Source organism: Halomicrobium sp. IBSBa, from assembly GCF_017612575.1.
Taxonomy (GTDB): Archaea; Halobacteriota; Halobacteria; order Halobacteriales; family Haloarculaceae; genus Halomicrobium.
On sequence record NZ_JADPQC010000001.1, the window covers coordinates 618,679 to 634,261 of the forward strand.

The 15,583-nt window shown below is 67.5% G+C and carries 18 protein-coding genes; 7 read left to right on the plus strand and 11 right to left on the minus strand.

All coding sequences use genetic code 11. The features are described 5' to 3' along the window. Window positions 1-14: 14 nt before the first annotated feature. From IL252_RS03240 to IL252_RS03250, 3 genes are all read left to right on the plus strand, one after another. On the plus strand, window positions 15-1,073 hold the full coding sequence (locus tag IL252_RS03240) for a site-specific DNA-methyltransferase (RefSeq protein WP_208626650.1): 1,059 nt from the start codon (window positions 15-17) through the stop codon (window positions 1,071-1,073). 24 nt (window positions 1,074-1,097) lie between these two features. Then, the gene (locus IL252_RS03245; RefSeq protein WP_208626651.1) at window positions 1,098-1,778 is read left to right on the plus strand and encodes a type I 3-dehydroquinate dehydratase; all 681 of its coding nucleotides are present in this window, start codon (window positions 1,098-1,100) and stop codon (window positions 1,776-1,778) included. A 161-nt stretch (window positions 1,779-1,939) separates the two neighbouring features. Beyond that, on the plus strand, window positions 1,940-2,341 hold the full coding sequence (locus tag IL252_RS03250; RefSeq protein WP_153554045.1) for a zinc ribbon domain-containing protein: 402 nt from the start codon (window positions 1,940-1,942) through the stop codon (window positions 2,339-2,341). Window positions 2,342-2,359: 18 nt separating this feature from the next. Here IL252_RS03250 and IL252_RS03255 read toward each other — a convergent pair whose 3' ends face one another. The 5 genes from IL252_RS03255 to trpC form a co-directional block, all read right to left on the minus strand. Further along, entirely contained in the window at window positions 2,360-3,526 is a 1,167-nt protein-coding gene (locus tag IL252_RS03255; RefSeq protein ID WP_208626652.1) for a 3-dehydroquinate synthase II, read from the minus strand. A gap of 132 nt (window positions 3,527-3,658) precedes the next feature. Further along, on the minus strand, window positions 3,659-4,465 hold the full coding sequence (locus IL252_RS03260) for a 2-amino-3,7-dideoxy-D-threo-hept-6-ulosonate synthase (RefSeq protein ID WP_208626653.1): 807 nt from the start codon (window positions 4,463-4,465) through the stop codon (window positions 3,659-3,661). 26 nt (window positions 4,466-4,491) lie between these two features. Then, window positions 4,492-5,322 (minus strand): tryptophan synthase subunit alpha, encoded by an 831-nt coding sequence (trpA, locus tag IL252_RS03265; RefSeq protein ID WP_170095034.1) that lies wholly within the window; start codon window positions 5,320-5,322, stop codon window positions 4,492-4,494. Next, window positions 5,323-6,570 (minus strand): tryptophan synthase subunit beta, encoded by a 1,248-nt coding sequence (trpB, locus tag IL252_RS03270; protein WP_208626654.1) that lies wholly within the window; start codon window positions 6,568-6,570, stop codon window positions 5,323-5,325. It lies immediately after the preceding gene. Continuing rightward, the gene (gene trpC, locus IL252_RS03275) at window positions 6,563-7,366 is read right to left on the minus strand and encodes an indole-3-glycerol phosphate synthase (protein WP_208626656.1); all 804 of its coding nucleotides are present in this window, start codon (window positions 7,364-7,366) and stop codon (window positions 6,563-6,565) included. Before trpC ends, trpB begins: the two co-directional genes overlap by 8 nt. Window positions 7,367-7,547: 181 nt before the next feature. On the opposite strand from trpC, the gene IL252_RS03280 reads away from it, so the two are divergent. The 3 genes from IL252_RS03280 to IL252_RS03290 all read left to right on the plus strand — a co-directional run bounded on the left by IL252_RS03280 (window position 7,548) and on the right by IL252_RS03290 (window position 8,999). Next, entirely contained in the window at window positions 7,548-8,012 is a 465-nt protein-coding gene (locus tag IL252_RS03280; RefSeq protein WP_208626658.1) for an MGMT family protein, read from the plus strand. A gap of 169 nt (window positions 8,013-8,181) precedes the next feature. Further along, entirely contained in the window at window positions 8,182-8,484 is a 303-nt protein-coding gene (locus tag IL252_RS03285) for a UPF0175 family protein (protein WP_018257935.1), read from the plus strand. After that, a complete protein-coding gene (locus IL252_RS03290; protein ID WP_208626659.1) occupies window positions 8,481-8,999 on the plus strand; it encodes a hypothetical protein in 519 nt (172 codons plus the stop codon). Before IL252_RS03285 ends, IL252_RS03290 begins: the two co-directional genes overlap by 4 nt. On the opposite strand, the gene IL252_RS03295 is transcribed toward IL252_RS03290, so the two are convergent. The 4 genes from IL252_RS03295 to IL252_RS03310 form a co-directional block, all read right to left on the minus strand. After that, window positions 8,996-9,223 (minus strand): PLDc N-terminal domain-containing protein, encoded by a 228-nt coding sequence (locus IL252_RS03295; protein WP_208627365.1) that lies wholly within the window; start codon window positions 9,221-9,223, stop codon window positions 8,996-8,998. The genes IL252_RS03290 and IL252_RS03295 overlap by 4 nt on opposite strands. 138 nt (window positions 9,224-9,361) lie before the next feature. Next, on the minus strand, window positions 9,362-10,660 hold the full coding sequence (gene aspS / locus IL252_RS03300; protein ID WP_208626661.1) for an aspartate--tRNA(Asn) ligase: 1,299 nt from the start codon (window positions 10,658-10,660) through the stop codon (window positions 9,362-9,364). 35 nt (window positions 10,661-10,695) lie between these two features. Next, window positions 10,696-11,787 carry a glycosyl transferase family 2 gene (locus IL252_RS03305; RefSeq protein WP_208626662.1) on the minus strand — a complete coding sequence of 364 codons (1,092 nt, stop codon included), beginning with the start codon at window positions 11,785-11,787 and terminating at the stop codon, window positions 10,696-10,698. A gap of 38 nt (window positions 11,788-11,825) precedes the next feature. Continuing rightward, entirely contained in the window at window positions 11,826-12,962 is a 1,137-nt protein-coding gene (locus tag IL252_RS03310; protein WP_369334722.1) for an MFS transporter, read from the minus strand. Window positions 12,963-13,079: 117 nt separating this feature from the next. On the opposite strand from IL252_RS03310, the gene IL252_RS03315 reads away from it, so the two are divergent. Beyond that, window positions 13,080-13,247, plus strand: coding sequence for an HVO_0758 family zinc finger protein (locus IL252_RS03315; RefSeq protein ID WP_208626666.1), 168 nt, complete (start codon window positions 13,080-13,082; stop codon window positions 13,245-13,247). Here IL252_RS03315 and IL252_RS03320 read toward each other — a convergent pair whose 3' ends face one another. Together IL252_RS03320 and IL252_RS03325 are read right to left on the minus strand one after the other, a co-directional pair. Continuing rightward, the gene (locus IL252_RS03320; protein WP_208626667.1) at window positions 13,248-14,333 is read right to left on the minus strand and encodes an aldo/keto reductase; all 1,086 of its coding nucleotides are present in this window, start codon (window positions 14,331-14,333) and stop codon (window positions 13,248-13,250) included. It lies immediately after the preceding gene. A gap of 32 nt (window positions 14,334-14,365) precedes the next feature. Next, window positions 14,366-15,538 carry a bifunctional oligoribonuclease/PAP phosphatase NrnA gene (locus tag IL252_RS03325; RefSeq protein WP_208626669.1) on the minus strand — a complete coding sequence of 391 codons (1,173 nt, stop codon included), beginning with the start codon at window positions 15,536-15,538 and terminating at the stop codon, window positions 14,366-14,368. Window positions 15,539-15,583: the final 45 nt, after the last annotated feature.

The following is a 15,583-nucleotide window of genomic DNA, read 5'->3' on the forward strand; positions in this document are numbered from 1 at the left end:
TCGACTGCCGTTCTATGGAGACGACTCACCGGGTAGTGACGGGTGACGCCCGCGAGCTGGCGCTGCCCGACGACAGCGTCGACCTGGTCGTGACCTCGCCACCGTATCCGATGATCGAGATGTGGGACGACATCTTCGCGACGCTTGATCCCGCCATCGAGGACGCGCTGGCGGACGAAGACGGCGAGCGCGCCTTCCAGTTGATGCACGACGTGCTCGATACCGTCTGGGCCGAGGTGGTCAGGGTACTCCGGCCGGGCGGGATCGCCTGCATCAACGTCGGCGACGCCACCCGCTCGATCGGCGACGGCTTTCGGTCGTTCTCGAACCACGCGGAGATCACGACCCGCCTGACCGACCGGGGCCTCCGGGCGCTACCGGACATCCTCTGGCGCAAGCCCTCGAACCGCGCGACGAAGTTCATGGGCTCGGGAATGTTGCCGCCCAACGCCTACCCGACGCTGGAACACGAACACGTCCTCGTCTTTCGAAACGGGCAACGGCGCACCTTCCCGCCCGGCGACGACGACCGCTACGAGAGCGCGTACTTCTGGGAGGAGCGAAACGTCTGGTTCTCGGACCTGTGGGAGCTGACGGGCGAGCGCCAAGCCGTCGAGGACGGGCTGCGCGAACGGTCCGGTGCCTTCCCGCTGGAACTGCCCTACCGACTCGTCTCGATGTTCTCGACGTACGGCGACACCGTCCTCGATCCCTTCCTCGGGACCGGCACGACGACGATGGCCGCGCTCGTCGCCGGCCGCAACTCGGTGGGCTACGACCGGGACGCCGATCTGCTCTCTGCGCTCGACGACCGCGTCGAGGACGCCCCCGAGCGCTCGCGGGCGATCGCCCAGCGGCGACTCGCCGATCACTGCGAGTGGGTCCAGCAGCGACGAGCCGACGGGAACGAACCCGGCTACGAGGCCGAGCACTACGACACCGCCGTCAACACCAAACAGGAGCGACACATCCGCTTTTACGGCGTCGACGGCGTCGAACGGACCGACGAGGGGTATCGCGCGACCCACTCGCCGATCGAGGCGTGTCCCGACGGCGAGAGCGAACAGGCTTAGTGGGAGTCAAAAGAACAGCGGCGCATGGACTTCGACTCGTTTACGCTACTGGCAGCGGGGGCCGACCTCGCCGACGAACCGGCCGCTCGCGAGGACGCCGACGGGATGGAGCTACGGATGGACTTCGCCAACGAGCCACTGGCGATGCTCGACGACTACGAAGGAGACCTGCCGCTGCTCGTCACCAACCGCGTCGAGTGGGAGGGCGGCGAAGCCGCGGACGACGCCGCCCGACTCGACGCCCTCGAAACGGCCGTCGAGCACGACGCCGTGACGGCCGTCGACGTGGAGCTTGCTGCCCTCGAAGCCGAGGGGGAACACGACGCCGCCCGCGTCGTCTCGCACGCTCGCGATCACGGCGCGAGCGTCGTCGTCTCGACTCACGACTTCGAGGCGACGCCGGCCGAAGACGACATCGTGGCTCGGCTGGAACGAGCCTGCGAGTACGGCGACGTGGGCAAGATCGCGACGACGGCACGGGACCGTGGCGACGTGCTCGCGCTCCTGGAAGCGACCCACCGGCTGACCGAGGCCGGCGAGACCGTGGCGACGATGGCGATGGGCGAGGCCGGCCGCCACTCTCGGCCCGTCGCGCCGCTGTACGGCTCCCGGATCGGCTACGCGCCCGTCGATCCGGCCGACGCAACGGCACCCGGACAGTACGATCTGGCGACGCTCAGACGGCTGGTCGACCAGCTATCCTGATACGACCGGCTGTACATCTGTGACCGATTTCGCCACCCCGGGTGGCGAAGATCCTCACGAAGTGACAGCCGGCAGTATGACTCCGGAGAGCGACCGGCAACCACTGGAAGAGAACTCGGTGCGCAAGATTAACAACGATTGGCCCGGGAGTGGGGGGTACCATGGTCGATGCAGACCAGAAACGGCCCCTGCTCGCCGCCGCCCTGGCGTTTCTCTCGCCCGGTCTCGGTCACCTCTACCTCCGTGAGTGGATCCGTGCGCTGCTGTGGTTCAGCCTCGCGATGCTCGGCGTCAGTATCCTCGCGCCGGAGGCCACGCTCCCGGCGGCCACGACGCCGGAGGCGATCTGGACGGCGTCGGTCGAGATGACCCGTGCCCTCTCCTGGCAGGCCCGCGGCGCGTTGCTGGCCGTCTCGCTTTTGAGCGTGCTCGACGCCTACCGGATCGCGACCGAGATCAACGCCGCGGCCGCCATCGAAGAGGGCCAGCAGTGCCCCTACTGCGGGCGGGAACTCGACGAGGACCTCGACTTCTGTCACTGGTGTACGGCAGAGCTCCAGTGACGAGGAGACCACGGGACGCTACTTCTCGATGATCGACTCTTCGACGGCCTCGCCGAAGTGACGGGCCTTGTCGTCGGTGTACAGCAGGAGTTCGTCGCCGGGTTCGATGTCGGTGATCGCCCTCCGGCCCTCGCTGGTGTGCATCTTGATCGTCTCAGCGTTCTGGATCAGCGTCTCGATCCGGTCGCCGTCCTCCGTCTCCGCCTGCACGCGGAACATCGGCCGTTTCTCGATCTTGGCGCGGCCGACGATAGCCTCGCGGGTGTTGCCGTCGGTGTCGACGACCTGGACCTCGTCGCCGCTCTGGAGTTCCGAGAGGTACTTGGTCCCGCCGTCGGGCGTGCGGACGTAGGCGTGGACCGCACCGGCGTTGACCCGGAAGGGACGCGAGGCCACGTAGGGCGACTCGGCGGTCTCTGCGTGGACGAAAAAGAGTCCGCGAGCCATCGAGCCGATCAGCATTCCCTCGTCGTGTTCCAGCAGCGAGCCCGTATCGATGCAGACGCGGTCCGCGGACCCGGTCTGTTCGATGTCGGTGACCTCGGCCCAGGACAGCGAGAGCTGTTCGCGGCCGGCCTCGTCGCGGACCTCGACGGTACGGCGGATCTCGTCCGGATCGTCGGTGTCAAGCAGGACGCCGTCGGCACCGAGTTCGAGCGTCTCGTAGGCGGTCTTGGCGTCTTCTGCGGTCTGGACGCCGGTGATCAGCTCCGTCTCCTCGCCGACGCGGGCGATGAGGTTCTCCAGGGGGATGATCTGCCAGTCGTCGCCGATGACGATGGTGAAGGCGGCCTCCTCGGCGACGGCCTCGGCGAAGCCCTCGTACTCCTTGGACCGGATGCGGACGTAGCCACCCTGTGGGGCCTCGCCGTCCTGGCGGAGCGCAGAGAGGTCCGCAGAGCCAGAGAAGTCAGAGGGGAGGTCGACGGTGCCGTCGCCCTCGCCGTCCTTGCCGACGACCCGAGCGTCGGGTTCGGCTTCCTCGCCCTCGGCGTCCATGACCGTCACGTCGCCACCGGCGAAGGCGGCGACGTTGACCTCGCCGAGGTCCCGGACGCGGGCCACGTCGTGTTCGTCGACCAGCACCCAGTCGACGCCGGCTTCGAGGCCGGCGGTGATTCGGCGCTTTCGGGTCTCCCAGTCGCCGACCTCGCTGTCGGCCTTGAGCCACACGCTTCGTGTCATTGTCCCACCTCTCGAATCGGTCCCGCTTGAACGTGGCGAATGCGGGCAATCGGCCCGGCTAGAGGGATCGCCGTCGGCGCGTCACTGTCTCGGCGGTCAGAAGTCGCCAGCGGTGGTCGCGTTCGTCGTTCGCTACGCCTCGACGGCGAGTCCGGCCGCACGGAGCGCGGCGGCGGCCTCGCTATCCTCGTGGACGACGCTGGCGACGGCGCGAGCGATCTTCTCGGGTTCCTCGTGCTGGAAGATCGAGCGTCCCATCGAGACGCCCGCCGCACCGGCGTCCATCGCCCCGCGGACGATGTCGAGAGTCTCCTCGTCGGTGCCCTTCGAGCCGCCTGCGATCAGGACCGGCAGTGCGGTCGACTCGACGACGCGCTCGAACGTCGCTGGCGTGCCGCTGTAAGCGGTCTTGACGAGGTCGGCGTCGAGTTCCTCGGCCAGTCGGACCGCGTGGCCGAGGTCCTCGGCGAACAGCTCGGGGTCCTCGTCGCGAACGTCGTGGCCGCGGGCGTAGGCCATCGCCAGGACCGGCAGCCCGTACTCGCGGGCCGCGCTGGTGACCTCTGACAGCTGTGAGATCTGGTCCGGTTCGTGCTCGCTGCCGACGTTGATGTGAAAGGAGACGGCGTCGGCCCCGGCCCGGATGGCGTCCTCGACGGTGCCGGTCGGCCGTTTGTCGCTCTCGTCTGGCCCGATCGAGGTCGAGCCGTTGAGGTGGACGATGTAGCCCGCGTCGTTCGTGTTCTCGTGGACGCGATCGGCGACCCCGCGCTGGGTGAGGACGGCGTCCGCGCCGCCGGTCGTGACCGCGTCGATCGTCGATTCGATGTCGACGAGGCCGTCGACGGCCCCGAGTGTGATGCCGTGGTCCATGGGGACGATGACGTGTCGCCCCCCTGTCCCGATCCGCGCCAGTCGTGCTGCTTTCCCTGCGGTCATGTTGTGCGAATGTGTGGCAAGTACGATTATGTTCCTTCCGGTTGCGGCCGATTCTGTGCGCCCCGAAGCGCGCCCTGCTTCAGTTCGCGGGCCTTCTGTTCGAGGCGGGCCGCGACCTCGTCGGCGGGGTCGCCGTTCTCGTGGCCCTGGGCCACGATGTCGACCAGCGCGGAGCCGACGATGATGCCGTCGGCACCGGCCGAGACGATCCGCTCCGCGTGATCGCCGTTCTTGATGCCGAAGCCGACGGCCTTTGGTACGTCCCACTCGCTGATGCGGGCGAGGCTCTCCTCGGTCGCGTCGTCCACGTCGTCGCGCGCGCCGGTGACGCCCAGTCGCGCCTGCACGTAGACGTACCCCGAGGTCTGATCCATCATCGACCGGAGCCGGTCGCCCTTCGTCGTCGGCGCGACGATGAAGATCAGGTCCAGTCCGTACTCGTCACAGGCCGCCCGAAGCGGTCCGGCCTCCTCGGCGGGCAGGTCCGGCACGACGAACCCCTCGATGCCGACCTCGGCGGCCTTCTTCACGAAGGGCTCGGGGCCTTGTCCGGAGCCGTACTGGTAGATGAGGTTGTAGTAGGTCATACAGACCAGCGGCACGTCCACGTCCAGCTCCTCGACGAACTCGAAGAACCGATCCGGACTCATCCCGGCGTCCAGCGATCGGACGACGGCCTCCTGGATCGTCGACCCCTCGGCGATCGGTTCCGAGAACGGCAGGCCGAGCTCGATTACGTCGGCACCGCCGCGAGCGAGCGCCTCGACGTACTCGATCGAGGCGTCGTAGTCCGGGTCGCCAGCGGCGAGGTACGGGACGAAGGCGGGTTCGTCGGCGAAAGCTCGCTCCAGTCCCATCTAGATCCCGCCTCCGATCTCGTTGAAGATCGACATGTCCGGCGCGATGTCCAGCTCCCGTTTCTGGGTCTCCTCGATGACGGTTTCGAGGTCCTTGTCCCCCCGGCCGGAGACGTTGACGATCACCGTCTCGCCGAGGTCGTCGTGGTGCTCTTCGAGGTAACCGAAGGCGTGGGCAGTCTCCAGCGCCGGGATGATCCCCTCGTCCTGAGAGAGTCGGTGGAACGCCGTCAGTGCGGTGTCGTCGTCGACGTTGACCGGCGTCACGCGCCCCTCGTCGACGAGGTGGGCCAGTTCCGGACCGACGCCCGCGTAGTCCAGCCCCGCCGAGACGGAGTGTGACTCCATGATCTGGCCGTCAGAGTCCTGTAGGAGCTTCGTGCGCGCCCCGTGGAGCACCCCCTCGTCGCCGGTCGACAGCGACGCCGAGTTGGGTGCGACACCCTCCTCCTCGTCGACCGACAGCGAGGAGCCCCCGGCCTCGACGGCGTAGAGGTCCACACCCTCGTCCGGAACGAAGTGGTGGAACGCGCCCATCGTGTTCGAGCCGCCGCCGGCACACGCCAGCACGGTGTCGGGTAGCTCTCCGGTCTGTGCCTGGATCTGCTCGCGGGCCTCCTCGCTGATGACCGACTGGAAGTCCCGAACCATCGCCGGGAACGGAGCCGGGCCGACCACCGAGCCGATGACGTAGTGGGTCGTCTCGACGGTCGTCGCCCAGTCTCGCATCGTCTCGCTGATCGCCTCTTTGAGCGTCCCGCGGCCGGTCGTCACGGCGTTGACCTCGGCGTCGTTGATCCGCATCCGGAAGACGTTGGGCCGCTGGCGGGCGATGTCGGTCTCGCCCATGTAGATCTCGCAGGGCATGTCGAGGTGGGCCGCGGCCATCGCCGTCGCCGTGCCGTGCTGGCCAGCGCCGGTCTCGGCGACGATCCGCTCTTTGCCCATGTACTTCGCCAGGAGGACCTGCCCGAGCGCGTTGTTGAGCTTGTGGGCCCCGCCGTGGAGCAGGTCCTCGCGCTTGAGGTACACCTCGGTGTCGTAGCGCTCAGAGAGCTGGTCGGCCCGCTGTAAGGGCAGGGGCCGGCCGCCGAAGTCCGCCAGCCGCTGGCGGAACTCGTCCATGAAGCCGTCCTCGTTGTCGATCACGTACCGCTCGTAGGCGTCGGTCAGCTCCTCGATAGCTGGCATCAACGCCTCGGGTACGAACTGTCCGCCGTAGTCGCCGAATTTGGATTCGCTACTCATGTGTTGTCGTCGCTGTCGTCAGTCGTCGCGTGTTCGCTGTCACGTCTGTCTCCTCGGCCGGTGTGCCGTGGTCCATGATCGCAGAGCCGACGAGCAGGGCGTCGGCCCCGGCCCGGCGCATCCGGGCCACGTCGGCCGGGCTCTGGATGCCGCTCTCGGCGACGAGGGTCACGCCCTCGGGTGCGTCCGGTGCGACTCGCTCGAAGGTGCCCAGATCCACCGCCAGCTTCGCCAGATCGCGGTTGTTGACGCCGACGATCTCCGCGCCGGCCTCGATTGCCCGCGCCAACTCGTCGGCCGTGTGGGTCTCGACCAGGACCTGGAATCCCCGCTCGCGGGCGGCCGAGAGCAGGTCCGCCAGATCGCCCGTGCCGGGCTCGTCGAGAAAGCGCACGATCAACAGGATCACGTCCGCCTCGACCACGTCTAACTGGTCCTCGTGGAGGACGAAATCCTTGCGAAGAACTGGCACGTCGACGGCCTCACGGATCCGGGCCAGCGTCGCCGCGGACCCACCGAAGTGCTCGGGCTCGGTCAGCACGGAGAGGGCCGCCGCCCCGCCCTCGACCATCTGCTCGGCCAGCGCGACCGGATCCTCCGTGCGTTCGCCCGCCGCAGTCGGACTCGTCGGCTTTACCTCGGCGATCACCGGGACGCGACCGTCCGCCTCGGCGTCCGCGAACGCGTCGGTCAACGACCGGGGCTCGACGTCGACGCGGCCGTCGGCACCGCCACGCTCGCGGGCCGCCGCCAGGATCGACTCGACCGCCGGTGCGATCTCCTCACTATCGCCCATTACTGTACACTAACGGACAGAGTTGCACATAAGACTTGCCCTTGGCGACGACGCCCTCGGTTCGCTCGGTGGCCCTCGGCGGGGCCGGCTCGCTGGCGGGGACCCGTCGGCGTCTCGGACAGCGGTCCGGTCGTCGATCGGGAGCCGAATCTTCAAGACGCGACCGGGCGAGTGATCGGACATGGCCAGCCCAGACGCGGGAATCTACGCGCGCGAGTTCGAGTTTCTCGACCGGTACGTCCAGTTCGGGGCGGCGGGCGAGAAGATCATCCAGCTGTCGTTCCCCGAGCAGCCAGCAGCGGAGAGTCGAGCCGACCACGACCTCCTCGACCGGATCGAGGCGTATCTGAACAACGAGACGGACGAATTCCGCGATGTCGATGTCGGCCTGACCGTCTCGACCGAGCGCCGGAGCGTGCTCGAAGCGGTCCGGGAGATCCCTTACGGCGAGGAGGCCGGCGTCGACCAACTCGTTCGGATGGCCCCGGTTCTCGATCCGAACGACGACGAGAGTCGCCGGATCGTCAGGGAGGCCCTCGCGGACAACCCGGTCCCGCTGGTGATCCCCGACCACCGCGTCCGGGACGGCCCCAGCGGCGCGCCGCCGGCAGTCGAGCAGAAACTCCGGAGCATCGAGGGACTGTGATACGGATTATTGTAGATCTTTACCGGATTGACCGCATATCGTGGTGCGGTCGACCGGGAAAACGGCGACAATAATCCGTATGAGTCGCGTTCGGGACGACACTCGCCTTCGACCGGGCGCGGACCCGAGGGCCACACGTTTATGTAATACGGCGTAGTTGAGCGCAAACATGCCGACGATCAGTGCGCGCCTCTCCGACGAGGAGCAGGCAGAGCTGGACGCTGTCGCAGAACTGCTCGCAGAGGATCGCTCGACGACGATCAGAAAGGCCCTCGACGAAGGGCTGGAGACCCTCCGGATTCGGGTCGCGGTCGAGCGCTACCAGTCCGGCGACGTGTCGGCCGCCGAGGCCGCACAGCTGGCCGATCTCTCGATCGCCGAGTGGCTCGACGTGGCACGGGAACGGAACCTCACGACACAGCTCGCGCTGTCGGATCTGGAGCTCGACGCCGACACCGCGACGGAGCTATGAGTCGGATCTACGTCGGTCCGACGGCGGTGTACAGCCTCGGGCAGGTCGGCGAGCTCTCTTTGCTGACCTCTTTCGACGGCGACGTCGTCGTGCCCCAGCCCGTCCGGGAGGGCTCGACCGTCGAGCCGACGGCGACGAACCTCGACGATCTACTCGATGGTGACGACGTACGGGCGACCACCGAAGACGACGCCGACATCGAGCGCGCACAGCGACTGCTGGGCGAGAAGGACGTGGGGACGGCGGCGTCGGTGATCGCGGGAGTCCTGGCGCGTCGGGACCCCGACGATCGATCGGCCGTCGCGGTCGTTTCGGAGGATCGGACCGTCCGCCAGATGTGTCGCGGACTCGGTGCCCAGGTCACCAGCAGCTTCGGCGTCGTCGTCCGGGCGACGCTGGAAGACAAGTACCTGAGCCCGCGACAGGCAAAGCGGATCGTCCGCCGGATCGACCAGCACGGGATGCACCTGACCGGCGAACTCCGCGAGCGCGCCGTCGGCGAGATCGGCGACTAGGGTGACACCGCCTGGGACGCCGACGAGTCCTCGCGAACGAGGATGTAGATCAGCAGTCCGATGACGCCGCCGACGAACGTGACGACGGCCCACAGCGTCGCGGTGTCCATGCCGCGGTCGGTGGCGTCGGTGTACACCCAGTACGACACCCACACCCACAGCGCGGTGATTGCGAGGCCGAACAACAGAAACACCAGGAAGAATCCAGCCTGGAGGGGGACCATTTGGAACACGCGTGGCTGGTGTCGGGGCTCCAATAAAAATCGTGTGGTCGTCGGCGAGAGCCGCTCGCTACGGACTGAGTCGCTGCCGATCTGACGAGACTCGCCTTGCTCGCCTCGTTGGTTCCCAACGTCTTCGCCCTACGGGCTCAGACGTTGGCGATCTCGCGGGAAGAGAACGGCTTCGCGGATGTTGCCGAGTCCGAGCATCGTCATGATGAGGCGTTCGCCGCCCAGTCCCCAGCCGGCGTGTGGGGGCATGCCGTACTTGAACATCTTCGTGTAGTAGTCGAAGGCTTCAGGGTCGAGGCCCTGCTGTTCGAACCCTTCGACGAGGTGGTCGTAGCGGTGCTCACGCTGGCCGCCCGAGACCAGTTCCATCGACGGGTGCATCATGTCGAAGCCGGTCGAGACCTCGTCGTCCTTGTCCATGATGTAGAACGGCTTGATCTCGCTTGGCCAGTCGGTGATGAAGTAGTGCTCGCCCACGTCCTGGCCGAGCGCGTGTTCGCCCTCGGTCGGCAGGTCGTCGCCCCAGACGAGCGGCTCGTCGAGCTCGCCCGTGGCGTTGATGCGCTCGATGGCCTCCTCGTAGGTCAGGCGCGGGAACTCGCCCTCGGGTGCCTCGAACTCGTCGGCCAGGTCCAGCGCTTCGAGCGCGTCCTGACAGTTCGCCTCGACGGCCTCGTAAGCGGCCTTGACGACGGCCTCACAGGCGTCCATCGCTTCGGTGTGATCGGAGAACGCCGACTCGAAGTCGATCGAGGTCGCCTCGTTGAGGTGGCGCGGCGTGTTGTGTTCCTCGGCGCGGAAGATCGGTCCGATCTCGAAGACCTGCTCCAGCCCGGAGCCGACCATCAGCTGCTTGAACAGCTGGGGGCTCTGGTTCATGAACGCTTCCTGGCCGAAGTAGGTGATCGGGAACAGCTCGGTGCCGCCCTCGGTACCGGTGGCGACGATCTTGGGCGTGTTGATCTCCGTGCAGCCGAGTTCGCGGAACTGTTCGCGCACCGCGCGCAGCACTTCCGCGCGGATCTCGAAGATCGCCTTGACCTCGTCCTTGCGGAGGTCCAGCGTGCGGTTGTCCAGTCGGGTCGACAGCTCGGCGTCGACCTTGCCGGAGGGGTCGAGGGGCAGTTCGGGGTCGGCCTCGCTGATCACGTCGACCGACGCGGGCGTGACCTCGACGCCGGTCGGGGCGCGGGGCTCTTCTTCCACGTCGCCCGTCACGGAGATGACGGACTCGCGGTGGACGTTCAGACCCGTCTCCACGAGATCGTCGTCCATCTCGTCTTTCTCGAACTTGACCTGAATCTTTCCGGTCGTGTCTCGGAGGATGAGGAATGCGATGCCACCGAGGTCGCGCACCTCGTGGACCCAGCCGGCGACGGTGACCGTGTCACCGGGCTCGGCGTCTGCCGTGTACGTTCGATCGTCCATGGGCGTTCGTTTGACGGGCGGGACTTAAACTCCGTTTATTCTCTCTCGTCGATTGCGTCCCGTGACAGCCCGCGGATCGTCTCGGGAGCCACGTCACAGCGATTCCAGGCCGGCAGTCGACGGTCCTCACCGGGGTCGGCCACGCCACGGACGTACTCCCGGACCTGCTCGCGCTCGCTGGCGGCGTCGTAGGTCAGCCCGTTGAACCGCGCGTCGGCGGCGTACTGGTCGACGAGCGCGTCGGCAGCAGTCGTGTACGCGTCCCGGAGGCGGTCGTACTCGACGGCGACGCCCTGGTCGTCGAGCACCCGGAAGAGCGCATTCCCGACCGCCTCGCACATGTCGCCCAGTCCCGACGGACCGCCGACCGAGCGGTGGTCGTGCTCGTGGGTCCCCAGGTCGACCTGTGCGCTGCCGGAAAAGCCCGCCGCGTCGTAGGCGTCCCCGAGCGTGCCGATCTCCAGTCCCCAGCCGGGCTGGGCGCGGAGCGATCTGGCGACCGTGCTCGTCGCGGCGAACTCGCCGGCCAGCGCGTAGCGGAACGACAGGAGGTAGTCGATCACCGGATGATCGACCGTCTCGTCGAGGGCGCGCAAGAGCGGGCGGACGAACAGGCGAAACAGCCGCCCGTAGAGCCGTCCGTCCTCGACGCGGGCGTAGTAGCCCTTGGCGAAGCTGTGGCCGCCGGCCAGCGGTGCGAGCAGCTTCGGGACGTGCTCGGCCCCGTAGCTCGTGGCGTCGGCGTCGTGGACCACCACGTAGTCGTGGCGCGCGGCAACGCCCAGCGCGAGCCACACGTCTCGGCCTTTGCCGGCCTCGGCGACGAGGTCACGCTCGCGCAGGTGCTCCTCGACGCGGGGCGCGTTGCACCACAGCACCTCGGCGTCGAAGTCGAAGCCGTCGATCCACTCGGTCACCGCGACCACCTCGCCCGGACTGGCCCGCAACGGGACGTACACCCGCTCGGGGTCGACCGACGCCAGCGTCGAGAAGACGTGCTCGGCCGCGAGGCTGGCGTGCTCGCGCTCGGTCATGGGGACGACGACCGCGGCCCGATCGGTCGGCGCGTCGGGGTTCGTGCCGTCGTAATCGTGTAGCGTAGCGATCCGTTCCTGGACGTACTCCATCACTCTCCACTTCGACTCCGTGGGCAAAAGCGGCGTGCCTACGCCCGCGCCCCCGTCGGCAACTGTCCGTCGACGTACAGTCCCGTCAGCGCGACCAGGACGACGGCCAGGACCGTCGCGAGCCAGGTGAAGATCGTCTCGAAACCGTAGCCGGCCGACGAGAGCGTCCCGACGAGGGAACTCCCCGAGGCCTGGATAATCATCATCGTCCCGCTGTAGACGGCGTAGGCGCTCCCGCGGTGGTGGTCGGGGAGCGAGCCCAGCAGGTACGTGTCGACCGCGGGAAAGAGGCTGTGGATCACGTAGCCGAGAACGGCGCTGAGGACGGCCAGCCCGAGGTAGCTGGACAACAGCGTCGTCGCGTAGACCGAGAGCAGGAACCCGCCGATGATCGAGAGGATGTAGGGCAACACCGGCAGTCGGTCGGCCAGCCGCCCGGAGACGAAGAAGGCCGGCACGCCAGCGCCGAACGCGATCGTCAGCAGCTGATTCGCCTGGGAACCGGTCAGCCCCTTCGCGAGGAAGTACTTCACGTAGAAGTTGAACAGGCCGTTCCAGACCAGCCCGGTGACGCCGATGACGGCGACACCGGCGAGGATGATCCGCCACTGGTGCCGTGCGGCCCCGAGGAAGGCGGTGTCCTCGTCGCCGGCGTCGGGCATCTCCGTCCGACGAGCAGTGAGCGCGAAGGCGATCCCGGAGACGACCGCGGCGACCGCGATCGCGCGAAAGACGGTACGCCAGTCGCCGAACCGGATGGCGACACCGACGATCGCCGGCGCACTGACGGCTGCGAACTGACTGGCGGTGCCGTGGATACCCAGGGTGGAGCCGACCCGGTCGGGAAACAGTTCGCTCGCCAGGGGATTGCCCGCGATGAAGTACGAGCCGCTGGCGAGTCCCATCAGGAAGGCCCCCACCATCACGGCCGGGACGCTGTTGGCGAGCGACGTGGCGACGGCCGCGACCGCCAGAACCCCCGAGGACGCGAGGATGACGGCGCTGCGAGAGATTCGCGTCAGCAGGTAGCCGGTCGGGATGCGGGGCAGCGCGCTCCCGAGCCACGCGAGCGTCGCGATGGTCCCCAGCGCGGCGTCGTTGGCGTCGAGTGCGCCACCGAGTGGCTCCAGCAGGGGCGCGAACACGACCCGAGCGAGGTTGACCAGGAAGACCAGCCCCAGCAACGACCCGAAGACCGTTCGGCGAGACACGCTAACTGGTCGGTCAGTCAACGGCACAAACCTTCCGGTCCGTCGCGAGCCTTTTTACCCTCGGCCGTTCCACCACCAGCCATGGACTCAGTACGGTCCGGACTGCGGGCGGGGGATCTGGAGAAGGACAACTACGGGCGGCTCTCCTGTACCAGCTGTGAGCAGGAGCTGGGAACGGAGAACGATCCCGACGAGATCGGAAAGATCCGCGTCTGTCCGAACTGTGAGAGCAAGTGGCAGGAGATGTAGCTACTCGAAGACGGCGTCGAACGCGCTCGCACCGAGTGGTTCGTACCGACCAGCGGCGACGTTCTCGACGACGTGCTCGGGCGATCCCATCCCCACCAGCGCGGACGTGACGCCCGGCGGCGACCGGGCGAAGTTGATCGAGCGCTGGACGCTGGTGTCGCCGTCGAGTCTGGCCGCGATATCGTCGGGCAGCCCCGTCGACAGCTCCCCCTGCATGATCGACGCGCTGGTAAACACCGACAGCTCGGCCTCGTGAGCGAACCACAGCGCCGACTGGGTGTCCTCTGCTCCCTCGTGGGCCTCGACGGTGAAGGCGTCGGCCATCTGCACGTTGAAGGGAAGCTGGACCCCGCGAAAGCCCGTCGTCTCGTTGTCGACCGTGTCGGCCGCCGACTGTGCACGACGCACGATCTCGGGCAGCGAGAGGTAGCTGTCGTGGTCCGCGGGCACCCGGAACGCGTCCCACGTCGCCACGCCGTAGTGTCTGATGTCCCCCGCCGCGCGGCGTCGCTCCAGGCGCTCGAAGGTCGCTTCGAGCTGGTCGTACACCGCCGCTCGCGAGTTCGCTTCGAGCTGTGTCTCCGGGTTGTGGACGTAGTAGAGGTCGATCGTGTCCACCCCGAGGTTCTCTAGCGAGCGGTCGAGCTGGTCCTCGATGAACGCCGGTGCGATGCAGTGGTGCCCGCGGACGAGGTCGTCGCTGTCGACGATGCCGGTGTCGAGATACTCCGACCTGACGTACGCGCCGGGATCGGCCGGCCGTTCCCCGTCGAAGGGGACGAACCCGCCTTTCGTCGCCACGAGGACCGCCTCTCTGTCGACCGGCCCCGTCCGGATCACGTCGCCGACGACGCGCTCTGAGCGCTGGTGTCGGTAGTTGATCGCCGTGTCGACGACGTTGATCCCCGAGCGGAGCGCGTCGGCGATCGCTTCCCGGTAGCGTTCGTCTTGCTCGTCGGTCGGGTCCCCCAGGTAGGTGCCGACGCCGATACTGGAAACGACACAGTCGCCGAACCGCCTGAAGTAGGTGCGGGCGAAGTCGTCGTGGTCGTCACGGTAGGCCCAGGTCGCCGACTGAGTTGCCATAGTCGTCGTTGGCTCTCGACCGCCAAAAGCAGTCAGATGTCGCCGGCCATCGCGTCGAACAGGTGCCCCTTGAAGTCGGCCATCGCGACGCCGCTGCCCGGTCCGATCCCGTTCATGTGATCGATCGAGAGCTGGCCCCCGCCCATCCGGGCGTGGCCGCCCGCCGACCCCATCGGAATGTCGTCGACGACCGCCTGGAGGACGTTGCCCATGTGGACACGATCGTCGCGCGAGCGCCCGGAGAGGTGCAGTGTGTCCTCTTTCCGCCCCATCACGACGACCGCCGTCACGCCCTCCAGTCGGAGCAGTTCGTCGGCGGCCTGTGGAATCGCGTCCACGTTCGAGATCGCGCCCACGTCGCTGATCGCGAAGGCGTTCTCGATCTGGCGGTCGGTGATCGCACGGGCTTTCACGTCTAACACCTCGGCGTCGACCTGTGGGTTCGCGATTCTGTCGAGCAGGTCTTCGTCGATTCCGTCGTAGAGGTATTCGGCCGCCGAGAACTCCGCGGACGAACACCCCTTCGTGAGCTGTTTGGTGTCCGACTGGATGCCGTAGAGCAGCCCCGTCGCGACCTGTTGGTCGATCTGCTCGTCGTCGTCGGCTGCCGCGTCGTCGTCGGCCAGTTCCCAGTCGAGTTCCTCGAAGTACTCCGCGAAGATCGTCGCACAGGCACCGTATCCGGTGCGCACGTCGGAAAACTCCGACCCCTCGCCGCCGCCGGGGTGGTGGTCGATGACGGCGATCGGATCGATGGTCTCCGCGCCGGGAAAGCCGCGCGCCTCGTTGTGGTCGACCAGGACGACCTCGCTCTCCTGTAGCTGGCCGGCCTTCTCGATGCGATCGAAGTCCAGGTCGAGAACGGTCTGAAACGCGCGGTTTTCCTGATGGCGAATCTGTCCGGGGTAGTACAGCGTCGGCGACGAACCTGCCTGCGTCGCCAGCCTGCTGACGGCCAGCGCACTCGACATCGCGTCCGGATCGGGGTTCGGATGCATCAACACGGCGACCTCGTCGGTCGAGGCCAGCAGTCGCTGGAGGCGTTCGGCCGGCGATCGGCGGAGTCTGTCGATCGCGAGCCGGACCCCGACGAGAAAGACGAGGAGTCCGACTACCACGAGCGCGGCCACCAGCGGCGATTCACGCGCGAACACGGTGACGCTATCGACGACTCGCTGGAGGCCACCTACTTGCCAGATCGGCATACGGACGCAGTTTTCAGCGTCACCGGATAAGAAGGTTCCCCTGGT

What these genes read in the sequence shown, in the direction of transcription:
- IL252_RS03290 (WP_208626659.1), top strand. Translation starts at nt 8,481, where the DNA reads ATGAGTCGGATCTACGTCGGTCCGACGGCGGTGTACAGCCTCGGGCAG.
- IL252_RS03325 (WP_208626669.1), bottom strand. Translation starts at nt 15,538, where the DNA reads ATGCCGATCTGGCAAGTAGGTGGCCTCCAGCGAGTCGTCGATAGCGTC.
- IL252_RS03250 (WP_153554045.1), top strand. Translation starts at nt 1,940, where the DNA reads ATGGTCGATGCAGACCAGAAACGGCCCCTGCTCGCCGCCGCCCTGGCG.
- IL252_RS03280 (WP_208626658.1), top strand. Translation starts at nt 7,548, where the DNA reads ATGGCCAGCCCAGACGCGGGAATCTACGCGCGCGAGTTCGAGTTTCTC.
- aspS (WP_208626661.1), bottom strand. Translation starts at nt 10,660, where the DNA reads ATGGACGATCGAACGTACACGGCAGACGCCGAGCCCGGTGACACGGTC.
- IL252_RS03260 (WP_208626653.1), bottom strand. Translation starts at nt 4,465, where the DNA reads ATGACCGCAGGGAAAGCAGCACGACTGGCGCGGATCGGGACAGGGGGG.
- trpA (WP_170095034.1), bottom strand. Translation starts at nt 5,322, where the DNA reads ATGGGACTGGAGCGAGCTTTCGCCGACGAACCCGCCTTCGTCCCGTAC.
- IL252_RS03255 (WP_208626652.1), bottom strand. Translation starts at nt 3,526, where the DNA reads ATGACACGAAGCGTGTGGCTCAAGGCCGACAGCGAGGTCGGCGACTGG.
- trpB (WP_208626654.1), bottom strand. Translation starts at nt 6,570, where the DNA reads ATGAGTAGCGAATCCAAATTCGGCGACTACGGCGGACAGTTCGTACCC.
- IL252_RS03295 (WP_208627365.1), bottom strand. Translation starts at nt 9,223, where the DNA reads ATGGTCCCCCTCCAGGCTGGATTCTTCCTGGTGTTTCTGTTGTTCGGC.
- IL252_RS03285 (WP_018257935.1), top strand. Translation starts at nt 8,182, where the DNA reads ATGCCGACGATCAGTGCGCGCCTCTCCGACGAGGAGCAGGCAGAGCTG.
- IL252_RS03320 (WP_208626667.1), bottom strand. Translation starts at nt 14,333, where the DNA reads ATGGCAACTCAGTCGGCGACCTGGGCCTACCGTGACGACCACGACGAC.
- IL252_RS03245 (WP_208626651.1), top strand. Translation starts at nt 1,098, where the DNA reads ATGGACTTCGACTCGTTTACGCTACTGGCAGCGGGGGCCGACCTCGCC.
- trpC (WP_208626656.1), bottom strand. Translation starts at nt 7,366, where the DNA reads ATGGGCGATAGTGAGGAGATCGCACCGGCGGTCGAGTCGATCCTGGCG.
- IL252_RS03305 (WP_208626662.1), bottom strand. Translation starts at nt 11,787, where the DNA reads ATGGAGTACGTCCAGGAACGGATCGCTACGCTACACGATTACGACGGC.
- IL252_RS03240 (WP_208626650.1), top strand. Translation starts at nt 15, where the DNA reads ATGGAGACGACTCACCGGGTAGTGACGGGTGACGCCCGCGAGCTGGCG.
- IL252_RS03315 (WP_208626666.1), top strand. Translation starts at nt 13,080, where the DNA reads ATGGACTCAGTACGGTCCGGACTGCGGGCGGGGGATCTGGAGAAGGAC.